The sequence below is a fragment of the Streptomyces hypolithicus genome (assembly GCF_052934925.1).
The window spans coordinates 140,263-158,513 of the sequence record NZ_CM128811.1; the positions used below are offsets into that span (position 1 = coordinate 140,263).

The window sequence follows — 18,251 nt, forward strand, 5'->3', positions numbered from 1 at the left end:
TGATTGAGTGACCGCTCCGGCGTGCACATTAATGGCGCGCGGGCACCCCGGCCCTGTCGCCTGACACGCTCTGACGCACACGGCGCCCCACCTGAACTTTCCGGTCAAGGGATGGCAAAGAGCTCAACCCGCTCGCACCGCCACGCGTCCGCACACCGGCCGCGCCCGACCGACGCGCCGCGAAGCGGAGGCGGAGGCGGAGGCGGAGGCGGAGGCGGAGGCGGCAGTTACCGCGGTGGCATCGTCCGCACGCCCAGCCGGACCGCGAAGGACAGGCCGAGTGAGTGTTCGACAACCATGAAGTGCCAGGTCACAGGCCGTCCCGAGGTTGGCGAAAGTCCGGTACACCCAGCAGCTCCCGCCCGGCCGGCCGACAGCTGTCAGTAACCGCCTTCCTGCACGGCGGCATTCACCGCAGGAAATCCGAGACGCTCGCGACGAACCGCTCGGCGTCATCGAGCCAGGGGAAGTGGCCCGCTGCCGGCTGAACGACGAGCCTGGCGTTCGGAAACAACTCTGCGTACTCGGCCACGACGCCAGGGATGGCACTCAGGTCGACCTCCCCGGCGACCAGCAGGACCGGCGCCCTGAACCCCGCGAGCGCTGCGCGAGTGGTGTCCGGGTCGAAGGCACCGTCGGCGCCGAAGGCGTCTGCGGCTTCCTGGTTCCGCTGCCCGTCCTCGGCCGCCTGGTGCGCTCGTGCCGCAGCGTCCCATCGGCCGTAGGAGAACGGTGCCATGGCCTTCCAGTTGGCGTCCGTACCCTCGCCGGCCATGATCGATTCGAGGGCTGCGAAGGCCCCCGCGAACCAAGGCTCGTCCCTGCGCAGCTGAGCCGTCTCCCGCCGGGTCTCGGCGCTGACCTCGATGGCCACGGCCTTGGTGCTCGGGGTGATCAGAGCGAGCTTGCTGATCCGCTGCGGATGTCTGGCCACGTACAGCGCCGCAAGGTTCGCGGCGGCGGAGTGCGCCAGCAGATCCATACGGTCGAGGCCCAAGTGCTCACGCAGGGCCTCCACGTCATCGACGAGCCGGTCACAGCGGTAGTCGGCCGCGTCGTGCGGTTCGGGAGACAGGCCGGTTCCGCGAAGGTCAAACACGATCAGCTGCCGATGCGCGGACAGTCCGCCCAGTTCACCGAGGTAGACGGAAGCTTGCATGGGACCGCCCGGCAGACAGACCAGCGGTTCACCGCCACCGGCGTCGCCGAACACGTGGTAAGCGAGATCCGTTCCGTCGTGCGCGGAGAAGAATGGCATGCCGGCGATCCTGTCAGCGTGGTTCCGAACGCGGCAACCGGATTGCCGGGCGCCTGCTGAGGTAGCGCAGCCGCAGCCGGTGCGGCCGCCGCGAGCAGTCGGGCCATGTCGGAGGCCGTCGACACCCTCGCCCATGGCCGCCACGCTCGCCGTCGGCGTGCGACCGGACGGAAGCGGGCGGAGTATGAAGTCGATGAGCGGAGTAACAGGGACCGAGAAGGACGCGACGCGGGGCACGAACGACGCCCTGGTCGTGCTCAGCAACGTCAACAAGCACTTCGGCGCTCTGCACGTGCTGCGGGACATCGATCTCACCATCGCCCGTGGCGAGGTCGTCGTCGTCATCGGACCCTCCGGGTCCGGGAAGTCCACGCTGTGCCGCGCCATCAACCGTTTGGAAGCCATCGACTCCGGTGAGATCACCATCGACGGGAAGCCGCTGCCCGCCGAGGGCCGTGAGCTCGCCAGACTGCGGGCCGACGTGGGCATGGTCTTCCAGTCCTTCAACCTGTTCGCCCACAAAACCGTCCTGCAGAACGTCACGCTCGGCCAGGTCAAGGTCCGTAAGAAGGACAAGAAGGCGGCTGAGGAGCGGGCGCGCTCGTTGCTCGAACGCGTGGGCGTCACCTCCCAGGCGGACAAGTACCCCGCACAGCTGTCCGGTGGCCAGCAGCAGCGCGTGGCGATCGCCCGAGCACTGGCCATGGACCCGAAGGTCATGCTCTTCGACGAGCCGACCTCGGCCCTCGACCCCGAGATGATCAACGAGGTGCTGGAGGTCATGCGGCAGCTCGCCCGTGACGGCATGACGATGGCCGTCGTCACTCACGAGATGGGTTTCGCCCGTTCGGCCGCCAACCGTGTGGTCTTCATGGCGGACGGGGCGATCGTAGAAGAGACGACGCCCGACCAGTTCTTCACCAATCCACGCAGCGACCGGGCGAAGGACTTCATGTCGAAGATCCTTCAGCACTGAGCGGGCCCTTTGAGGCCCGTCCGACGTCGCCATTCCCCCCACATCGAACCCCAGCACATCAAACCCCAGGAATGATCACCATGAAGACTCTCAAGGTCTCGGCCGCGTCCGGCGCCGCGCTCGCGCTGTTCCTGAGCGCGACGGCCTGCGGCTCCGCCAGCAGTGCCGTGAGCGGTTCGGGAAGCGCCGCAGAAAAGATCACCATCGGCATCAAGTTCGACCAGCCAGGCATCGGCCTCAAGACCCCGGACGGCACCTACACGGGCTTCGACGTGGACGTGGCGACCTATGTGGCCAAGGAGCTCGGCCGCCAGCCCGGTGACATCGAGTGGAAGGAAGCCAAGAGCGCCGACCGCGAGACGCTGCTCGAGCGCGGCGACGTCGACTTCATCGCGGCGTCCTACTCGATCAACGATGAGCGTCAGCAGAAGGTCGACTTCGCCGGACCCTACCTCCTGGCCCACCAGGACATCCTGGTCCGATCGGACGACGACTCCATCAAGAAGCCCGAAGACCTGAACAACAAGAAGCTCTGCTCGGTCAGCGGCTCCACTTCCGCGCAGAACGTCAAGACCGAGCTCGCCCCGAAGGCCCAGCTGCAGGAGTACGGCGGCTACTCGGAGTGCCTGACCGGCCTCGAGAACGAGGTCATCGACGCGCTCACCACCGACGACTCGATCCTCGCCGGCTATGCCTCGCAGGAGGAGAACCAGGGCAAGTTCAAGCTCGGTGGCTTCAAGCTGAGCAACGAGAACTACGGCATCGGCGTCCAGAAGGGCAGCGATCTCAAGGGCAAGATCAACACCGCCCTGGAGAAGATGGTCGCGGACGGCTCCTGGGACGAGTACGTGAAGAAGAACTTCGGCCCGGCCGACTACAAGAACGAACCCGCTCCGAAGATCGGCGTCATCGTCGACTGAAGCAGGATTCCCACCGGCGCGCCGCTCCCCTCTCCGTGGCTCTGTGGCGCGCCGCACCCAACCACACACGGGGAATGCGGGAGATCGTGTTCGACTTTCTTGAAGGTTACGATCTGCTGGGTGCCTTTTGGGTGACGGTACAGCTCACCTTCTATTCGGCCATCGGCGCCCTGATCTGGGGAACAATCCTGGCCGCCATGCGGGTCGGCCCTGTGCCGCTGATGCGCGGCTTCGGCACCGCCTATGTCAATGTGGTGCGGAATATTCCGCTGACAGTGATCATTGTTTTCACCTCGCTGGGCCTGTTCCAGACACTCGGCGTCAACCTCGGCGCGGACGCCTTCGAGACCATCAACTTCAGGCTCGCCGTGCTCGGGATGATCGCGTACACCGCGGCCTTCGTCTGCGAGGCACTGAGGTCCGGCATCAACACCGTGCCGGCCGGTCAGTCGGAGGCGGCGCGGGCCATCGGCCTGAGCTTCCCCCAGGTGCTGGCGCTGATCGTCCTTCCGCAGGCCTTCCGTTCCGTCGTGGGTCCGCTCGCGAACGTACTGATCGCACTGACCAAGAACACCACCGTGGCCGCCGCGATCGGGGTGGCCGAGGCCGCGACGCTGATGCGCGAAATGATCGAGAACGAGGCCCAGCTCATCCTCATCTCCGCCATCTTCGCGTTCGGATTCATCTGCCTCACTCTCCCGACCGGTCTGTTCCTCGGCTGGGTCAGCAAGAAGGTAGCGGTGAGGCGATGACGGACGTGTTGTACGACGTTCCGGGACCGCGCGCCAAACGACGCAATGTGATGTTCACGGTCGCTTTTCTGATCGCCGTGGCAGCGCTGATCTGGTGGGTGGCCAGGAGCCTTGCCGACAAGGGCCAGCTTGAGTGGATCAAGTGGGAGCCGTTCTTCACCGACTCCCGGGTGTGGACGACGTACCTCCTGCCGGGTCTTGAGAACACGCTCATCGGAGCCGGCCTCGCCATGGTCATCGCGCTGCCCCTCGGAGCGCTGTTCGGTATCGCCCGGCTCTCCGACCACTGGTGGGTTCGCGGCGCGGCCGGCACCGTCGTGGAGTTCTTCCGCGCCATTCCGGTGCTGATCCTGATGCTCTTCGCCAACGCGGCGTACGCCGAACTCACCGACATCAGCCCTGAAATCAGGCCGCTGTACGCCGTGGTCACAGGTCTCGTCCTCTACAACGCCTCGGTGCTCGCCGAGGTGGTGCGGGCCGGAATCCTGTCCCTGCCAACGGGCCAGACCGACGCTGCCAAGGCGATCGGCATGCGCAAAGGCCAGACCATGCGGTACGTCCTGCTGCCGCAGTCGGTCACGGCGATGCTGCCGGCACTCGTCAGTCAGCTGGTGGTCATCGTGAAGGACACCGCACTCGGCGGCGCGTTGCTCGGCTTCTCCGAGCTGTTGGCCTCGGTCCGCCCGATGAGCGCGAACTACGGTGCGAACACCATCGCCAGCTTCACCGTCGTCGCGGTCATCTTCGTCGTACTGAACTTCGCGCTCACCACCTTCGCGAGTTGGCTGGAGGGCAGGCTGCGGCGTGGCAAGAAGTCCACCGGTGCGGTGGTCGGCGCCGACACGGTCGAGGAGCTCGCGACACCGGGCGAGCACGTCGTCCCCGGCGGGCGCGGTGGAACTGACGGGCGCGCCGGCGGACCAGCCGACCATACGAAGTGATCCGGCCGCGTTCGCGCACCTTCTGCGGATGCCTGTCATCCGGGCAAGTCCCTGACCGGCCCGGTGATTCCTGCGGGCGGGGGTAGACGGTGCCCGAATCCGGAATGAGGTGAGGCAATGGCTGACATGTCGATGCGGGCCGTGGGGTGGGCACAGTCCTTTCCCGTCACCGACGGAATCCAGGCAGCGCGACGCTGGGCGCGCCGGCATCTGGACTCCCTCCCCTGGACCGAAGACGCCCCGGACACGGTGGACGACATCCTGCTCACCGTCTCCGAACTGGTCACCAACGCTCACATCCACGCCCACAGCAGCGCGCAACTCGTGCTGGCCTGGGACAGCCAGTGCCTCCACGTCAGCGTCCACGACTCCGCCGCGGGCCTGCCGACGCCCCGCAGGCCCGACAACGCCAGGCCGTCCGGGCGAGGCCTCGCTCTCATCGACGCACTAGCCGACAGCTGGCACACGCACCCCCAGACCGAAGGTAAGTCCATCACCGCCTGCTTCCGCCCATCCAACGTCGCCGCACCCCTGCGGGACGACACAGGCTGAGCCCTCCGGTGCCGCTGGCGGCCACGGTGCCCGGACGTCAAGGCGGCCCGTTGAGCGGCCTGGTGATCCTGGCGGGCTGGGCGATCGTAGCGGCGGTGGGAGGGTGGCTCGTGCTTCGTAAGGCCGACGCGTAAGCGTGGGGCAAGCAATCGAACGGCAACAGCGCCGGGGGGTGCGACTTGTTCGCGTGGACGACGAGCGGGCCGCTCACCTGGCCGGCTTCGGTGGTCCTCGTCTTCCTGCGGCCGGTCGTTGCTGTGGTGTTTCGGCCGACCGCAGGGGCGCGCTGTCATCGGGTGATGAGTTCTCCGGGCAGGACCGACCAATGGGCTTGGTCCTGCGTATGGACACGTCAGTTGTTCACGTCCTTGTTGAAGTCCTCGGCGCACTGGTCCCGTTCGCTCTGCGTGCCCGCGTGCTGGACGCAGTCGTCGAAGTTCTTGAACTCGTCGGAGTTGAGGATCGATGCACCGATCGCGATGATTACGGCGGACGCGATCAGTCCCAGCGCGCCGAGCACCGCGCCAATGATCGACATCTTGCCGTGCGGCGCCCGGCCCCCGCGTGCCTTGCGTGCGCCGATGATGCCCAAGATCACCGCGAGCAGGCCCAGCAGGATCCCGCCGAAGACGGTCCAGAAGAGCAGGATCGCCGCGATGCCGAGGACGAGCGCGGCGATCGCCAGCCCGTTGCCCCGCTTCACGTCCGCGCCCGGGTGGGTCTGCGAGTAATCACCTGGCGTCTGGGGGTGGTTGGAGAAGGACACGCCGTCACACTCATCTCTGTTGTACGGGGCCTGTGGAGTTGCGGTACGTGCCCCGTGTGCCCATCGGTCGACCACGAATGCATCCGTTGTTCCGGGCTTCGGAGCCCGAGTCACCCCCGGCTTCGTACGCGCAAGGACGCCGGACTGGGTTCCGGCCTCTCCGTCCGTCTGACGCGTCCGACGACACGCGGCGCGGCGTCCGGCGACCGTTACGTCCAGACCGGCGAGGGCGAGGCCGCGACCCAGACCCCGGTAACACCCCCGGGCGGAGCCGCGGAGATGACCCTCGACTTCGACACCGAGGGTCGCCTGCTGGGCAGCAAAGTCCTCGGCGCCTCGGCGGCGCCCTCAGGCCGTCGGTCCTGGGCCGGTAGCAGGAACGCCTCCGCCCACAGGGGCGGCGGCACTCCCCTGCGGCCCCTGTCCTCGCACGCCGAAGCCCCCACCGGAACCCAGGAATCCCGATGGGGGCCGGCTTGAGTGAGCTGCTGTCTGCTGTTGCCTGGTCACGAGCAGCTCCTGCCAGCGACGGCGCCGGCCCGTTGACGTGCCGCGCGTCGGGATCGACGGCGGAGACCGTCCGGCACGACCAACTCCTGGAGGAGCACACCGACGCCGAGATCGCTCTCAGGCGAGCGCGGGGGCGGTCGCCGAGGCAGAGAAAGAGACGGGGACGGGGACAGCGGCGGAGGCGGAGTGCGGCTCGAGGCCGGGGTCCGGGGCCGGTAGCGCGGCGGGTTGCTCCTTGGCGTCGCGCACGCCTGGCAGGGGCGTCCACGGCAGCAGGGGGCTCTTGCCCGCGGCCTGTACACGACGCGTGAACCACACGACTTTGCCGTCGGCGGTTCCGCACGTACCCCAGCTGTCGCTGAGGGCTGCGACGACGGCCAGCCCGCCGCCGCCCGCACCGGACAGGCGGGGCATCGGGGGGCCGTGGTCGGCGACCGAGGCCGTCAGATGCCTGCCGGTCCAGCGCAGTTCGATCACACACCGCTTGTCGTCACCGGCGTGACGGTGGACGTTGGCCAGTAGTTCGACGACACCCCTGCACACGGGCTGGACCTGCAACTCCAGATTCCAGTGCCGCAGGTGAGCGGCGACGATGCGACGAATCTGCGAGACGCGCTCCGCCGAGACGTGCAGTTCGACCGCGTAGTTCCGGCCGTTGGGAAGTGTCATGGCCGTGGCTCCTTACCGCGAGGCCCACAGACTTCACCTCGTTGCAGCAACGACCCCCGAACACGAAGAGTGAGCACTGGTCACCATTGGGTCAGTGTCATCCTGACCCCGGGCGTCCATGACCGCAACCGGCGCGGCGGCGAATCCGTGCGATCCGCGCGGTGGAACGGCCCCGCGCCCGCCGCCGGCTTGCACACGCGGCTCGCATGAGGTTCTTTCGGAGGAGGTGTGAATGCTGTTCGTCCCCCTGGCCCCCTGGCCCCCCTGTCTCCCTGTCCCCCCTGTCCCACGGTTTGGGCGTGAACGACCATGATGTTCACCGATCGCGCGGAAGCGGGACAGCGCCTGGCCGCGGAGCTGCGGCACCTCCGGGGAGAGCGGACCGTCGTGCTCGGCCTCCCTCGGGGCGGGGTGCCGGTGGCCTTCCACGTGGCGCGGGCACTGGACGCCCCGCTCGATGTCGTCGTCGTACGCAAACTCGGCGTCCCCCGGCACGAGGAGCTGGGGTTCGGTGCCATCGGCGAGGGCGGCGTACGGGTCATCAGCGACGCCATCGTGCGCCTCGGCGGGGTCCGCGCCGAGGACATCGCCGCCGTCGAGCGCGCCGAGACGGCCGAACTGGAACGGCGCGCCGAGCGGTTCAGGGCAGGCCGCCCCAGGGTGGCTCTCGGCGGTCGTACGGTCGTCGTGGTGGACGACGGGATCGCGACCGGATCCACGGCCGAGGCTGCCTGCGAGGTAGTACGGGCCCAGGGGGCTGCCCGGGTGATCCTGGCCGTTCCGGTTGCGTCGCCCGATGCCGTCGCCAGGCTGCGCGGGCGGGTGGACGACGTGGTGTGCCTGTCGGCGCCGCGCATGTTCCGCTCGGTCGGCGAGTGGTACCAGGACTTCACCCAGACCGCCGACGAGGAAGTGGTCGCCCTGCTGGCGCGGGCCGCCGGCTCAGGCGAGAGCCAAGAAGTCCAGGTGGACGCCGGCGGGGTGGCGCTGAGCGGTGACCTCGCCCTGCCCGAGGGCGCCGGGGCGGTCGTGATGTTCGCCCACGGCTCCGGCAGCAGCCGCCGCAGTCCCCGCAACCGAGCGGTGGCGACCGCCCTGAACCGGGCAGGCCTGGGCACCCTGCTCTTCGATCTGCTGACGCCGGACGAAGCCGGCGACCGGGCGAACGTCTTCGACATCAGGACTCTCGCGGGCCGGCTGACGGACGCCACCCGCTGGCTGGACAGCCGTGCAGCCCTGCGCATCGGCTACTTCGGTGCGAGCACTGGAGCGGCGGCAGCCCTGCGCTCGGCGGCGTCGGCCGACCCGGCCTCGGGCACGGGCGTGGCCGCTGTGGTCTCGCGCGGCGGCAGGCCCGACCTCGCCGGGCCGCACCTGGGCGACGTACGGGCGCCGACCCTCCTCGTCGTGGGCGGCCACGACCCGACGGTGCTCGACCTCAACCGGCAGGCGCAGGCACAACTGCGCTGCGAGAACCGGCTGGAGGTCGTCCCGGGCGCCACCCATCTCTTCGAGGAACCGGGGGCACTGGACGCGGTCGCCGGCCTCGCGCGGGACTGGTTCGTACGGCACTTGGGGGCGGGAGCCTGAACCGGTCGGCGGGGCAACGTGGTTCGGGACAGGGGGCATGGTGTCTTCACGGTTCGGCGGTTCGGCGGGTCGGCGATTCGGCGGGTCGGCGATTCGGCGATTCGGCGATTCGGCGATTCGCTCCCCGGAACTCCAACTCCAGAACACTCTCAGAGAGGCAGGGCGCATCACCATGCTCAGTACCGATTTTGTGACCGGGTCCCCCAACTGGCTCGACCTCGGCAGCCCCGACATCCAGGCCTCCGCCGACTTCTACGGGAGCGTGTTCGGCTGGCACTTCGAGTCGGCGGGCCCCGAGGGCGGTGGTTACGGCTTCTTCAAGCGGGACGGCAGGACCGTCGCCGCCGCAGGTCCGCTGCACGAGGAAGGAGCGGTGGCCGCCTGGACGACGTACTTCCAGACCTCTGACGCACAGGCCACGGCAGCAGCGGTGCGGGACAGCGGCGGTACGGTGCGCGTCGACGCCTTCGACATCATGGACGCCGGGCGGATGGCCCAGTTCACCGACCCGGGCGGTGCCGACTTCGCGGTATGGCAGCCGGGTACCAACACCGGTCTGGAGGTCGCGTCCGAGGCCAACGCTCTGTGCTGGGCCGAACTGCACGTCGAGGCCCCGGCCGCGGCCCTCGCCTTCTACGGGGCGCTCTTCGGCTGGCGGTCGCAGGAGCTGGACATGCCGGGCGACTACACGGTGGTCTCCACGTCCGAGGGTGACCAGCAAGACGCCACGTTCGGCGGGGTAGCCCCGCTGCGTGGCGGTCTCGGGGACGCGCGCTGGGTGCCGTACTTCGCCGTGGAGGACGCGGACGGCATCGGCACCAGGTCCCAGGAGAGCGGCGGATCGGTACTGATGGCCGCCTCGGATGTCCCGGACGTGGGGCGGATCGCCTGGCTCGCTGACCCGTTCGGTGCGATGTTCGCGGTACTCAAGCCGGCGCCCCAGGCGGGTTGAGGCCGGAGCGGGAAGACCGGTCGCGGCGGGGGCAGCCGCCGCGACCGGGTACCGGAGAGTCGGCCCTACGCGACGGTGGTGACCTGCTCCGCCTGCGGGCCCTTGGGGCCCTGGGTGACCTCGAAGTCGACCTTCTGGCCCTCCTGGAGCTCCCTGAAGCCCTGGGTCTGGATGGCGGAGTAGTGGACGAACACGTCCGGTCCGGCCTCGTCCTGCTGAATGAAGCCGAAGCCCTTGTCCGCGTTGAACCACTTCACGGTGCCGGTTGCCATCTTTGCGATCCTTTTTCCTGTGCCACGGCACGACCTTCGCCGCGCCGGCCGCAGCCTGGTCGCGACTGCGTCCCCTGCACCTTGCCATCCTGACCCGGGTTCCCGGCCGACTTGATTTCCGTGTCGGGTGAAACTCGCCCGGCCCGCCCGAGCCCCGGCCCGCCCGAGCCCCCAGTTCGCCCGAGCCCCCGGCTCCGCCCTACGTCGTACCGGCGTCGTCCCGGTAGGCCTCCAGCAGGCGCAGCCACACCTCGCTGATCGTCGGGTAGGACGGGACCGCGTGCCACAGCCGGGCCAGGGGCACCTCCCCCGCCACCGCGACCGTGGCAGAGTGCAGCAGCTCACCGACGCCCGGTCCCACGAAGGTGGCGCCCAGGACGATTTCCCGGTCCAGGTCGACGACCATCCGGGCGCGTCCCTTGTAGCCGTCGGCGTACAGGCCGGAACCGGCCACCGACGCCAGGTCGTAGTCGACCGCCCGCACCCGGTGTCCCGCCTCGCGCGCCTGGGCGAGGCTGAGACCGACCGCGGCCGCCTCCGGGTCGGTGAAGACGACCTGGGGTACGGCGGCGTGGTCGGCGGTGGCGGAGTGGGCGCCCCAGGGTGCGGTGTCCACGGGCCTGCCGTGCGCCCGGGCGGCGAGGGCGTCTCCGGCGATGCGCGCCTGGTACTTACCCTCGTGGGTCAGCAGGGCCCGGTGGTTGACGTCACCGACGGCGTACAGCCAGTCGGTGCCCTCGACCCGGCAGGTGTCGTCGACCGTGAGCCAGTCGCCGGGTTCGAGGCGCACCGTGTCGAGGCCGATGTCGTCGGTACGCGGGGCACGGCCGGTGGCGAAGAGGACCTCGTCCGCCTCGACGCGCTCGCCGCCGTCGAGGACGACGGTGACGGGTCCGGAGCCGCCCTCGCGCTCCACGGAGGTGACGGAGACTCCGGTACGTACGGTCGCGCCCGCCTCCGTGAGCGCCTCGGCGACCAGCTCGCCGGCAAACGGCTCCATGGTCGCGAGCAGGCCCTGGCCGCGTACGAGCATGGTGACCCGGGAGCCGAGCGCCTGCCAGGCCGTCGCCATCTCCACGCCGACCACTCCCCCGCCGACGACCACGAGCCGGCCGGGCACCGACCGGGCGCTGGTCGCCTCGCGGCTGGTCCAGGGGTTTGCGCCGGCCACACCGGGCAGGTCGGGCACGACGGCCCGGCTGCCGGTGCACAGCGCCACCGCGTGGCGCGCCGTGAGGGTGTAGGGCTCCCCGCCCGGATCTTCGACGGTGACCTTCCGCGGTCCGGCCAGGCGGCCCTTGCCGCGGTGGATGTCGGCGCCGATCGACTCGAGCCAGCTCACCTGGCCGTCGTCCTTCCAGTGGGAGGCGTACGCGTCGCGATGGGCGAGCACCTCGGGCACGTCGAGGTCGCCCCGCACCGAACGGGCGACGCCCGGGACGCGGCGCGCGTCCGCGCGTGCGGTCACCGGGCGCAGCAGTGCCTTGCTGGGCATGCACGCCCAGTACGAGCACTCGCCGCCGATCAGCTCGCTCTCCACGACCGCGACGCTGAGGCCCGCCGCCCTGGCCCGGTCCGCCAGGTTCTCGCCCACGGGGCCCGCGCCGACCACCACGACGTCGTACTCCGCCGGGTCCGGATTCCTGTTCACCGCATTCGTCATACGAGCAGTCTGGGCCGGGGTGTGCGCCGTGGCCAGCCGGGCAGGCGGAATATCACGAGCCCGCATGCCGTTGTGCGGGACGGCTTCGCCCCTTATGCATCGAAGAGGAGCACACCATGTCCACAGTCGAACTGACCAAGGAAAACTTCGATCAGGTCGTTTCCGAAAACGACTTCATTCTGATCGACTTCTGGGCTTCCTGGTGTGGTCCCTGTCGACAGTTCACGCCGGTCTTCGAGGGCGCGTCCGAACGCCACGAGGACCTTGTCTTCGCCAAGGTCGACACCGAGGCGCAGCAAGAACTGGCGGCGGCGTTCGAGATCAGCTCCATTCCGACCCTGATGATCGTGCGCGAGAACGTGGCGGTGTTCGCCCAGCCCGGTGCCCTGCCCGAGGCCGCGCTGGAAGATGTGATCGGCCAGGCCCGCAACCTCGACATGGACGAGGTGCGCAAGTCGGTCGAGACGGCGAAGCACGCGGCGGACGAGAAGAAAGCGGGCTGAGACCAGCAGGACGAACGAAGGGCCCGGTACCAAGCTGAAGCACCCAAGCTGAAGCCCACCGGGCCCTTCGTCATGACACAGCTCAGTCGCCGCACCGCTCGGTAGCCGCACCGCTCAGCAGCCGTGACGGCCTGATGTTCGCCGTCGGCCTGATACGCCGCGTGCACCGGCGGCACGCCCGCCCTGCGGGCGCGCCGGATGACGGCACGGTCGGCCCGGCCTTCGCGCCACTTGCTCACCCGCAGGGCCGCGTCGACGCCGAAGAACAGCAGCAGCCAGCCGGCGATCAGCGCCTCCGCCTGGACCGACCAGATCATCAGAAGGGGTGGTCGGCCGGTTCGCGGCGCAGGGTCGTCCAGCGCAGCTCGGTGAAGGCCTCCAGGTTCGCCTCGCCGCCGAAGCGCGCTCCGGTGCCGGAGGCGGCGACTCCGCCGAAGGGGGCGACCGCCTCGTCGTTCACCGTCTGGTCGTTGATGTGCGCGATGCCGGTGGGGATACGGTCCGCGAGCTCCAGCCCGCGCGCCGCGTCCCGGGTGACGATGCCCAGGGACAGACCGTACGGGCCGGCGGACGCCAGCGCGACGGCCTCGTCGGGTGTGGCGAAGGAGCGCACGGGCGCGACCGGGCCGAACACCTCCTCGGCGTACGCCGGTGAGTCGTCGTCGACGCCCGCGAGGACGGTCGGCCGGTAGAACAGGCCCTGGTGTGTGCCCCCGGCCACGAGCTTCGCTCCGTATCTGGTGCTGGCCTCCACCAGGCCGTGGATTTTGGCCAGTTGGCCCCGGTCGATGACCGGGCCGAGGTGCACCTGCTCGCGGTGCGGGTCTCCGACGGTGAGGGACTCGGCCTTGGCTGCGAGCCGTTCGACGTACTCGTCGTGGAGCGAGGCGTGCACGAGGTGGCGGCCCGCGGTCATGCAGACCTGGCCCTGGTGGAAGAAGGACCCCCAGGACGCCTGGGCCACGGCCCCTTCGAGGTCGGCGTCCTCAAGGACGACCAGGGCCGAGTTGCCGCCCAGCTCCAGGTGGACACGCTTGAGTCCGCGCGCCGCTGCCTCACCGACCGCTCGGCCGGCCGCGGTGGACCCGGTGAAGGAGACGACGGGGACACCCGGATCTGCGACGAGTGCCCGGCCGGTGTCCTGGCCGCCCGGCAGGACATGCAGCAGCCCCTCGGGCAGGCCGGCCTCGGCGAACACGGCGGTGAGCGAGAGCCCGCCGCAGACGGCGGTGCGCGGGTCCGGCTTCAGCAGCACGGCGTTGCCGAGGGCGAGAGCGGGGGCGACGGAACGTATGGACAGGACCAGCGGGACGTTGAACGGCGCGATGACACCGACGACGCCCACCGGAACGCGCCGCGTGTACGACAGCCGGGGCGCCTCACTGGGCAGCACCTGGCCGACCGGGCGGGAGGCGAGGGCGGCCGCCTCGTAGCACTCCTGGGCCGCGGCATGGAGCTCGAAGTCGGCCTTGCCGGGCGTGGACCCTGATTCGCGTACGAGCCATTCCCGCAGCTCGGCGGCGTGCGCGGCGAAGAGGTCACCGGCGCGGCGCAGCACCGCGGCGCGCAGTAAGTAGGGCGCGCGGGCCCACGCCGACTGCGCCGCCCGCGCCGCATCGGCGGCCGCCGAGACGTCGTCGGCCGTAGCGAGCGCGATACGGCCGAGGCTGTCGCCGGTGGCGGGCTCGACGACCTCCGCCTCACCGCCGAAGAGCCGGACGGGCTGCCAGGTCCTGGGGTCGAGCAGGGGCATGCGGATCTCCAGTCGCTCGGTGGCTCGGGGGCGCGGTCGATCGGTTGCTCGGCCGCTCGGTCGAGGGGAAGTTCCGTGCAGTCGCGGCGAGTTCGGTGGGCGGCGGGCACACGGAGGAACCGCGAGACGGATCAGCCTTGCGAGGTGCAGGCGAGTGCCGAACGCACGCGCTCGGTTGGCTGTGCGACATCGTAGTCGTGCTCGTACGCGAATCGAGGGGCGCCCGCCGAACGCCGCACGGACACAAGTCCGCCCCGGAGTACCGGGGTTCGGTTCGTTTGGTTCACCCGCGCCGGGATCCGTACGCCGGACACGCTCGCAGCGGCGGGCGATGCCCGCCCGGCCGTCAGCGCTCCAGCACCAGCGCGAGGCCCTGGCCGACGCCGATGCACAGGGCAGCGAGCCCCGTTCCGGACCCGGCGGCGGCGAGCTGGTGGGCGACGGAACCGGCGAGGCGGGCACCGGAGGCTCCGAGCGGGTGGCCGATGGCGATGGCGCCGCCGCGCGGGTTGACGACGGCGGGGTCGAGATCCGGCCACTCGGCGAGGCAGCCGAGCGACTGGGCTGCGAAGGCCTCGTTGAGCTCGAACGTGGTGAGGTCCGCGAAGGACCGGCCCGCCTTGGTCAGCGCCCGCTGGACCGCTTCGACCGGGCCGAGCCCGAAGAGCTGCGGCTCGATACCGGTGACGGCGGAGGCGCGGATGCGGGCCAGCGGCTCGCGGCCGGTGGCGCGCAGGCCCTCGTCGTCGACGATCAGGAGAGCGGCCGCGCCGTCGTTGAGGGGGGACGCGTTGCCCGCCGTGACACTGCCGTCCGCGCGGAACACGGGCTTCAGCTTGGCCAGCGCGGCCATGCTCGATCCCTCTCGGACGCACTCGTCGCGCACGAGGTCCACCCCGGCGGCGTCGTAGGGGACCACCTCCCCGTCGTAGCGGCCCTCCGCCCAGGCGGTGGCCGCCTTCTGATGGCTGGCCAGGGCGAACGCGTCCTGCTGCTCTCGGGTGATGCCATGCTTGTCGGCGATGAGCTCCGCGCCCTCACCGAGCGGAACGGTCCACTCGTCGGGCATCCGGGGATTGGTCATGCGCCAGCCGAGCGTCGTCGAGTACAGCTCCTGGTGACCGGCGGGAAAAGCGCGCTCGGGCTTCTGGAGCACCCACGGGGCCCGGGACATGGACTCGACACCGCCGGCGACGGCGACCGATGCGTCACCGAGCGCCACGGCGCGCGCCGCCTGGATCACGGCCTCCAGGCCGGAGCCGCAGAGGCGGTTGACGGTGACACCGGGCACGGAGACGGGCAGCCCGGCGAGCAGTACGGCCATGCGGGCCACGTCCCGGTTGTCCTCGCCCGCGCCGTTGGCGTCGCCGAAGTACACGTCGTCGATCCTCGCCGGATCGAGGTCGGGCGTACGGGCGACGAGCGACTTGACGACGTGCGCGGCGAGGTCGTCGGGGCGTACGCAGGAGAGTGCGCCCCCGAACTTGCCGATCGGGGTGCGGACGGCGTCGACGATGTAGACGTCGCGGATGCTCATCGGGGGCTCTCCCGGGCTGGAGTCAGAGGCAGATCGGCGCTCGCGAAGTGAACTGTCGTTCACATCCGGCGTCGCCCGAGTCTCTGCCGGGGGCCCGTCCGGTGTCAACGGCCGACCGGTGCGGCCGGTCAGCTGGACTCGCGGGGTACCGCGTGCGCCGACATCAGGTCGTGGCGCTCCAGCTCGCCCTCGGGGTCGCGCACCACCCGGTCCACCAGTTCCGCAATCTCCCGGCCCGTCGGCATGTCGATGCGCACCGAACTCAGCCGCGGGCGCAGCAGTCTGCCGAGCAGCAGGTCGTCCGCGCCGACCACCGCGCACTGCCCGGGCACGTCGACTCCGGCGTCCTGGAGCGCGCGCATGAGCAGTTGCGCGTACTCGTCGTTGTACGCGAAGACCGCGTCGAGGCCGAGATCGCCCCAGCGCGCCGCCAGCCCCGCCGCGGACTCCTCGTCGTACGCCAGCGCGAGCGGCTCGACCCGGCCGCCCGCATCCGCGTCCGCCACCGCTTTGCGTACGCCTGCCAGGCGCGGCCGGGAGAACAGGTCCAGCCCCTGCTCGGCGGGGACGACGACCCCGATCGACCGGCGGCCCCGTTCCAGCAGGTGCACGGCCGCGGCGCTGCCGATCGCCCGCTGGTCCATGATCAGGGCGTGCGCGCCCTCCACCCGCTGCGGGCCGAGCGTGATGACGGCCTTGGCACCGGAGCGCTTGAGTACCTGCACCCCGTGCGCGGTGAGCGCGATCTCGCCGAGCGAGAGGACGGCCACCGGCCGCAGTTCCGCCCAGGCCCGCGCCGCCTCTTCGGGGCCCAGGCCGAGACTGCCGTACTGGACGACCGTGTAGTCGAGCGCCCGCAGCGCCCACTGGACCTCGTTGAGGAATCTGCCGTAGAGCGGGCCGACCGGAACGTGCGCGGTGGGCAGCAGCACCATCCGGCTGTGCCCCGCCCGCAGGCTGCGGGCCGCGGCATGCGGTACGTACCCAAGCTCCTCGGCGGCCTCGCGGACCCGGTGGCGGGTCGGCTCGCTGATCCGCACCGCCGAGGTGTTGTTGAGTGCGTACGAGACGGTGGCGCGCGAGACCCCGGCCAGGCGCGCGACGTCGGTGCTGGTGGGAACGGCCTTTTCGGCGGACTGCTTCGGTGACTGGCTCATCGCGTTCGGCATCTTTCCAGATCGGTGCGCGGCGAGGTCTAGCGGTTGGCCGGAACGGAGTGCTACACAATGCCCACACCTTTACTGACACGTGTCACCACACTGCCCGTACCCCACCCGGAGGGCACTCCCCCATGCAGCTCAACACGCACACCTGGGGCCAGGGCGACCGCCTGGCGCTTCTGATCCACGGCATCATGGCCGACCACCGCACGTGGCGCCGGGTCGGCCCCGCGCTCGCCGACAGGGGCTACCGGGTCGTCGCCGTCGACCTGCGCGGCCACGGCGCCAGCGAGCGGGGCACGTACAGCCCGGCGATCTTCGCAAACGATGTCGTGGAGAGTCTCCCGGCCGGCGCCGAACTGGCCATCGGCCACTCTCTCGGCGGCCTGACCCTGTCGCTCGCCGTGGAGCGGCTGCGGCCCGCACGGGCGGTCTACTCGGACCCGGCGTGGCACATCGCCGCGCCGCACGAGGGGTTCGGGCCGGAGATGTTCGCCCAGTTCAAGTCGGCTCCCCGGGAGCGGATAGCGGCGATGAACCCGCGCTGGGAGGAGGCCGACGTCGACATCGAGCTGGAGACCCTCGGCGTCTGGGACGAGGCGTCGGCGCTCGGCCTGACGGCGCTCTCGGGGACCGACCTGCTGCCCGCCGAGCCGGTGGTGCCGTCGCTGGTGCAGCTCGCCGACCCGAGCTTCCTGATCGACGCGGCGAAGACCGCCGTACTGGAGGAGCGGGGCTTCGAGGTCCGCACGGTCCGGGGCGCGGGGCACACGATCCACCGCGACGACTTCGACGCGTACATGGCCTCGCTGGAGGGCTGGGCCTGACACCGCCCAAGGATCTGACACCGCCTAGTGTCACCGGGTGACTTCTTCCGACGACATCAGCGAACTGCCCGGCCGGAGCGGCCCCGCCGCGACCGCCGAGGCCGACCCGCGCACGATCGGTCCGGTGCGCACCTCGTACGCGCCGGACCGGGACGGTGATCCCGATCCGGGCGAGATCGTGTGGACCTGGGTGCCCTTCGAGGAGAACGATGGCCGCGGCAAGGACCGGCCGGTGCTGGTGGTCGCCCGCGAGGAGGCGGGCACCCTGCTCGCCTTGCGGCTGTCCAGCAAGCCCCACGACCGGGACCGTGAGTGGGCGCCGATCGGGAGCGGCCCGTGGGACGCGGCGGGCCGCGAGTCGTGGGTCGATCTCGACCGGGTCCTGCGGGTCCACGACGCCGGCATGCGGCGCGAGGCGTGCGCCCTGGACCGGCCGCGCTTCGACGAGGTGGTGCGGCGCCTGCGGGAGCGCTACGGCTGGAGCTAGTGCCGCTCCCGGCAAGCTTTGCCCCGTCGCGCCGCCCAGCACGCACGCTCGCCGCGTTGGCCGAAAACCCTGGTAGCTCCCTCCCCAAGCGCTCACCTTCGTTCGAGCAGGGGAGACCCCATCCAAGGACTTCCGGCCGCCTTGCGATCGCACGCACTGGACG

The 18,251-nt window shown here is 70.4% G+C and carries 18 protein-coding genes; 10 read left to right on the plus strand and 8 right to left on the minus strand.

Annotation, left to right across the window (positions count from 1 at the left end; all coding sequences use genetic code 11):
* Positions 1 to 409: 409 nt before the first annotated feature.
* Positions 410 to 1,258 (minus strand): alpha/beta fold hydrolase, encoded by an 849-nt coding sequence (locus tag ACU6WZ_RS00755; RefSeq protein WP_447031153.1) that lies wholly within the window; start codon positions 1,256 to 1,258, stop codon positions 410 to 412.
* A 193-nt stretch (positions 1,259 to 1,451) separates the two neighbouring features.
* On the opposite strand from ACU6WZ_RS00755, the gene ACU6WZ_RS00760 reads away from it, so the two are divergent.
* The 5 genes from ACU6WZ_RS00760 (at position 1,452) to ACU6WZ_RS00780 (ending at position 5,399) form a co-directional block, all read left to right on the plus strand.
* On the plus strand, positions 1,452 to 2,234 hold the full coding sequence (locus tag ACU6WZ_RS00760) for an amino acid ABC transporter ATP-binding protein (protein ID WP_447031154.1): 783 nt from the start codon (positions 1,452 to 1,454) through the stop codon (positions 2,232 to 2,234).
* Positions 2,235 to 2,314: 80 nt separating this feature from the next.
* Positions 2,315 to 3,154 carry a glutamate ABC transporter substrate-binding protein gene (locus ACU6WZ_RS00765; protein ID WP_447031155.1) on the plus strand — a complete coding sequence of 280 codons (840 nt, stop codon included), beginning with the start codon at positions 2,315 to 2,317 and terminating at the stop codon, positions 3,152 to 3,154.
* An 86-nt stretch (positions 3,155 to 3,240) separates the two neighbouring features.
* Positions 3,241 to 3,906 carry an amino acid ABC transporter permease gene (locus ACU6WZ_RS00770; protein WP_447034315.1) on the plus strand — a complete coding sequence of 222 codons (666 nt, stop codon included), beginning with the start codon at positions 3,241 to 3,243 and terminating at the stop codon, positions 3,904 to 3,906.
* A complete protein-coding gene (locus ACU6WZ_RS00775) occupies positions 3,903 to 4,847 on the plus strand; it encodes an amino acid ABC transporter permease (protein ID WP_447031156.1) in 945 nt (314 codons plus the stop codon). The genes ACU6WZ_RS00770 and ACU6WZ_RS00775 overlap by 4 nt, the downstream gene beginning before the upstream one ends.
* Before the next feature lie 117 nt (positions 4,848 to 4,964).
* The gene (locus tag ACU6WZ_RS00780) at positions 4,965 to 5,399 is read left to right on the plus strand and encodes an ATP-binding protein (RefSeq protein ID WP_447031157.1); all 435 of its coding nucleotides are present in this window, start codon (positions 4,965 to 4,967) and stop codon (positions 5,397 to 5,399) included.
* Positions 5,400 to 5,751: 352 nt separating this feature from the next.
* Here ACU6WZ_RS00780 and ACU6WZ_RS00785 read toward each other — a convergent pair whose 3' ends face one another.
* Positions 5,752 to 6,165: a DUF4190 domain-containing protein gene (locus ACU6WZ_RS00785; RefSeq protein ID WP_447031158.1), complete on the minus strand. Its 414-nt coding sequence runs from the start codon at positions 6,163 to 6,165 to the stop codon at positions 5,752 to 5,754.
* Between the two features lie 627 nt (positions 6,166 to 6,792).
* A complete protein-coding gene (locus ACU6WZ_RS00790) occupies positions 6,793 to 7,344 on the minus strand; it encodes an ATP-binding protein (protein ID WP_447031159.1) in 552 nt (183 codons plus the stop codon).
* Positions 7,345 to 7,653: 309 nt separating this feature from the next.
* Here ACU6WZ_RS00790 and ACU6WZ_RS00795 point away from each other — a divergent pair, with 309 nt between their 5' ends.
* Entirely contained in the window at positions 7,654 to 8,934 is a 1,281-nt protein-coding gene (locus tag ACU6WZ_RS00795; RefSeq protein ID WP_447031160.1) for a phosphoribosyltransferase family protein, read from the plus strand.
* A 172-nt stretch (positions 8,935 to 9,106) separates the two neighbouring features.
* Positions 9,107 to 9,886, plus strand: coding sequence for a VOC family protein (locus ACU6WZ_RS00800; protein WP_447031162.1), 780 nt, complete (start codon positions 9,107 to 9,109; stop codon positions 9,884 to 9,886).
* A gap of 65 nt (positions 9,887 to 9,951) precedes the next feature.
* Here ACU6WZ_RS00800 and ACU6WZ_RS00805 read toward each other — a convergent pair whose 3' ends face one another.
* On the minus strand, positions 9,952 to 10,158 hold the full coding sequence (locus tag ACU6WZ_RS00805; RefSeq protein ID WP_447031163.1) for a cold-shock protein: 207 nt from the start codon (positions 10,156 to 10,158) through the stop codon (positions 9,952 to 9,954).
* 199 nt (positions 10,159 to 10,357) lie between these two features.
* A complete protein-coding gene (locus tag ACU6WZ_RS00810) occupies positions 10,358 to 11,821 on the minus strand; it encodes a dihydrolipoyl dehydrogenase family protein (protein WP_447031165.1) in 1,464 nt (487 codons plus the stop codon).
* A gap of 116 nt (positions 11,822 to 11,937) precedes the next feature.
* Between ACU6WZ_RS00810 and trxA the strand changes: the two genes are divergently transcribed.
* Positions 11,938 to 12,324, plus strand: a complete 387-nt coding sequence (trxA, locus tag ACU6WZ_RS00815) for a thioredoxin (protein WP_447031166.1) — start codon at positions 11,938 to 11,940, stop codon at positions 12,322 to 12,324.
* Between the two features lie 316 nt (positions 12,325 to 12,640).
* Here the strand turns inward: trxA and ACU6WZ_RS00820 are convergent, their stop codons facing one another.
* The 3 genes from ACU6WZ_RS00820 to ACU6WZ_RS00830 form a co-directional block, all read right to left on the minus strand.
* Entirely contained in the window at positions 12,641 to 14,077 is a 1,437-nt protein-coding gene (locus tag ACU6WZ_RS00820) for an aldehyde dehydrogenase family protein (protein WP_447031167.1), read from the minus strand.
* Positions 14,078 to 14,423: 346 nt separating this feature from the next.
* Positions 14,424 to 15,614, minus strand: coding sequence for a thiolase family protein (locus ACU6WZ_RS00825; RefSeq protein ID WP_447031169.1), 1,191 nt, complete (start codon positions 15,612 to 15,614; stop codon positions 14,424 to 14,426).
* Positions 15,615 to 15,742: 128 nt separating this feature from the next.
* On the minus strand, positions 15,743 to 16,783 hold the full coding sequence (locus tag ACU6WZ_RS00830) for a LacI family DNA-binding transcriptional regulator (RefSeq protein ID WP_447031170.1): 1,041 nt from the start codon (positions 16,781 to 16,783) through the stop codon (positions 15,743 to 15,745).
* Between the two features lie 122 nt (positions 16,784 to 16,905).
* Between ACU6WZ_RS00830 and ACU6WZ_RS00835 the strand changes: the two genes are divergently transcribed.
* Both ACU6WZ_RS00835 and ACU6WZ_RS00840 read left to right on the plus strand, forming a co-directional pair.
* Complete coding sequence (locus tag ACU6WZ_RS00835) at positions 16,906 to 17,601, plus strand: alpha/beta fold hydrolase (protein ID WP_447031171.1); 696 nt, start codon at positions 16,906 to 16,908, stop codon at positions 17,599 to 17,601.
* A 37-nt stretch (positions 17,602 to 17,638) separates the two neighbouring features.
* Positions 17,639 to 18,088: a type II toxin-antitoxin system PemK/MazF family toxin gene (locus ACU6WZ_RS00840; RefSeq protein WP_447031172.1), complete on the plus strand. Its 450-nt coding sequence runs from the start codon at positions 17,639 to 17,641 to the stop codon at positions 18,086 to 18,088.
* The last annotated feature ends 163 nt before the right edge of the window (positions 18,089 to 18,251 follow it).

Excerpts from the sequence above, each read along its gene's own strand:
- ACU6WZ_RS00775 (WP_447031156.1), top strand. The coding sequence starts at position 3,903 with ATGACGGACGTGTTGTACGACGTTCCGGGACCGCGCGCCAAACGACGC.
- ACU6WZ_RS00810 (WP_447031165.1), bottom strand. The coding sequence starts at position 11,821 with ATGACGAATGCGGTGAACAGGAATCCGGACCCGGCGGAGTACGACGTC.
- ACU6WZ_RS00765 (WP_447031155.1), top strand. The coding sequence starts at position 2,315 with ATGAAGACTCTCAAGGTCTCGGCCGCGTCCGGCGCCGCGCTCGCGCTG.
- trxA (WP_447031166.1), top strand. The coding sequence starts at position 11,938 with ATGTCCACAGTCGAACTGACCAAGGAAAACTTCGATCAGGTCGTTTCC.
- ACU6WZ_RS00825 (WP_447031169.1), bottom strand. The coding sequence starts at position 15,614 with ATGAGCATCCGCGACGTCTACATCGTCGACGCCGTCCGCACCCCGATC.
- ACU6WZ_RS00805 (WP_447031163.1), bottom strand. The coding sequence starts at position 10,158 with ATGGCAACCGGCACCGTGAAGTGGTTCAACGCGGACAAGGGCTTCGGC.
- ACU6WZ_RS00830 (WP_447031170.1), bottom strand. The coding sequence starts at position 16,783 with ATGCCGAACGCGATGAGCCAGTCACCGAAGCAGTCCGCCGAAAAGGCC.
- ACU6WZ_RS00760 (WP_447031154.1), top strand. The coding sequence starts at position 1,452 with ATGAGCGGAGTAACAGGGACCGAGAAGGACGCGACGCGGGGCACGAAC.
- ACU6WZ_RS00795 (WP_447031160.1), top strand. The coding sequence starts at position 7,654 with ATGATGTTCACCGATCGCGCGGAAGCGGGACAGCGCCTGGCCGCGGAG.
- ACU6WZ_RS00835 (WP_447031171.1), top strand. The coding sequence starts at position 16,906 with ATGCAGCTCAACACGCACACCTGGGGCCAGGGCGACCGCCTGGCGCTT.
- ACU6WZ_RS00820 (WP_447031167.1), bottom strand. The coding sequence starts at position 14,077 with ATGCCCCTGCTCGACCCCAGGACCTGGCAGCCCGTCCGGCTCTTCGGC.
- ACU6WZ_RS00780 (WP_447031157.1), top strand. The coding sequence starts at position 4,965 with ATGGCTGACATGTCGATGCGGGCCGTGGGGTGGGCACAGTCCTTTCCC.
- ACU6WZ_RS00755 (WP_447031153.1), bottom strand. The coding sequence starts at position 1,258 with ATGCCATTCTTCTCCGCGCACGACGGAACGGATCTCGCTTACCACGTG.
- ACU6WZ_RS00800 (WP_447031162.1), top strand. The coding sequence starts at position 9,107 with ATGCTCAGTACCGATTTTGTGACCGGGTCCCCCAACTGGCTCGACCTC.
- ACU6WZ_RS00790 (WP_447031159.1), bottom strand. The coding sequence starts at position 7,344 with ATGACACTTCCCAACGGCCGGAACTACGCGGTCGAACTGCACGTCTCG.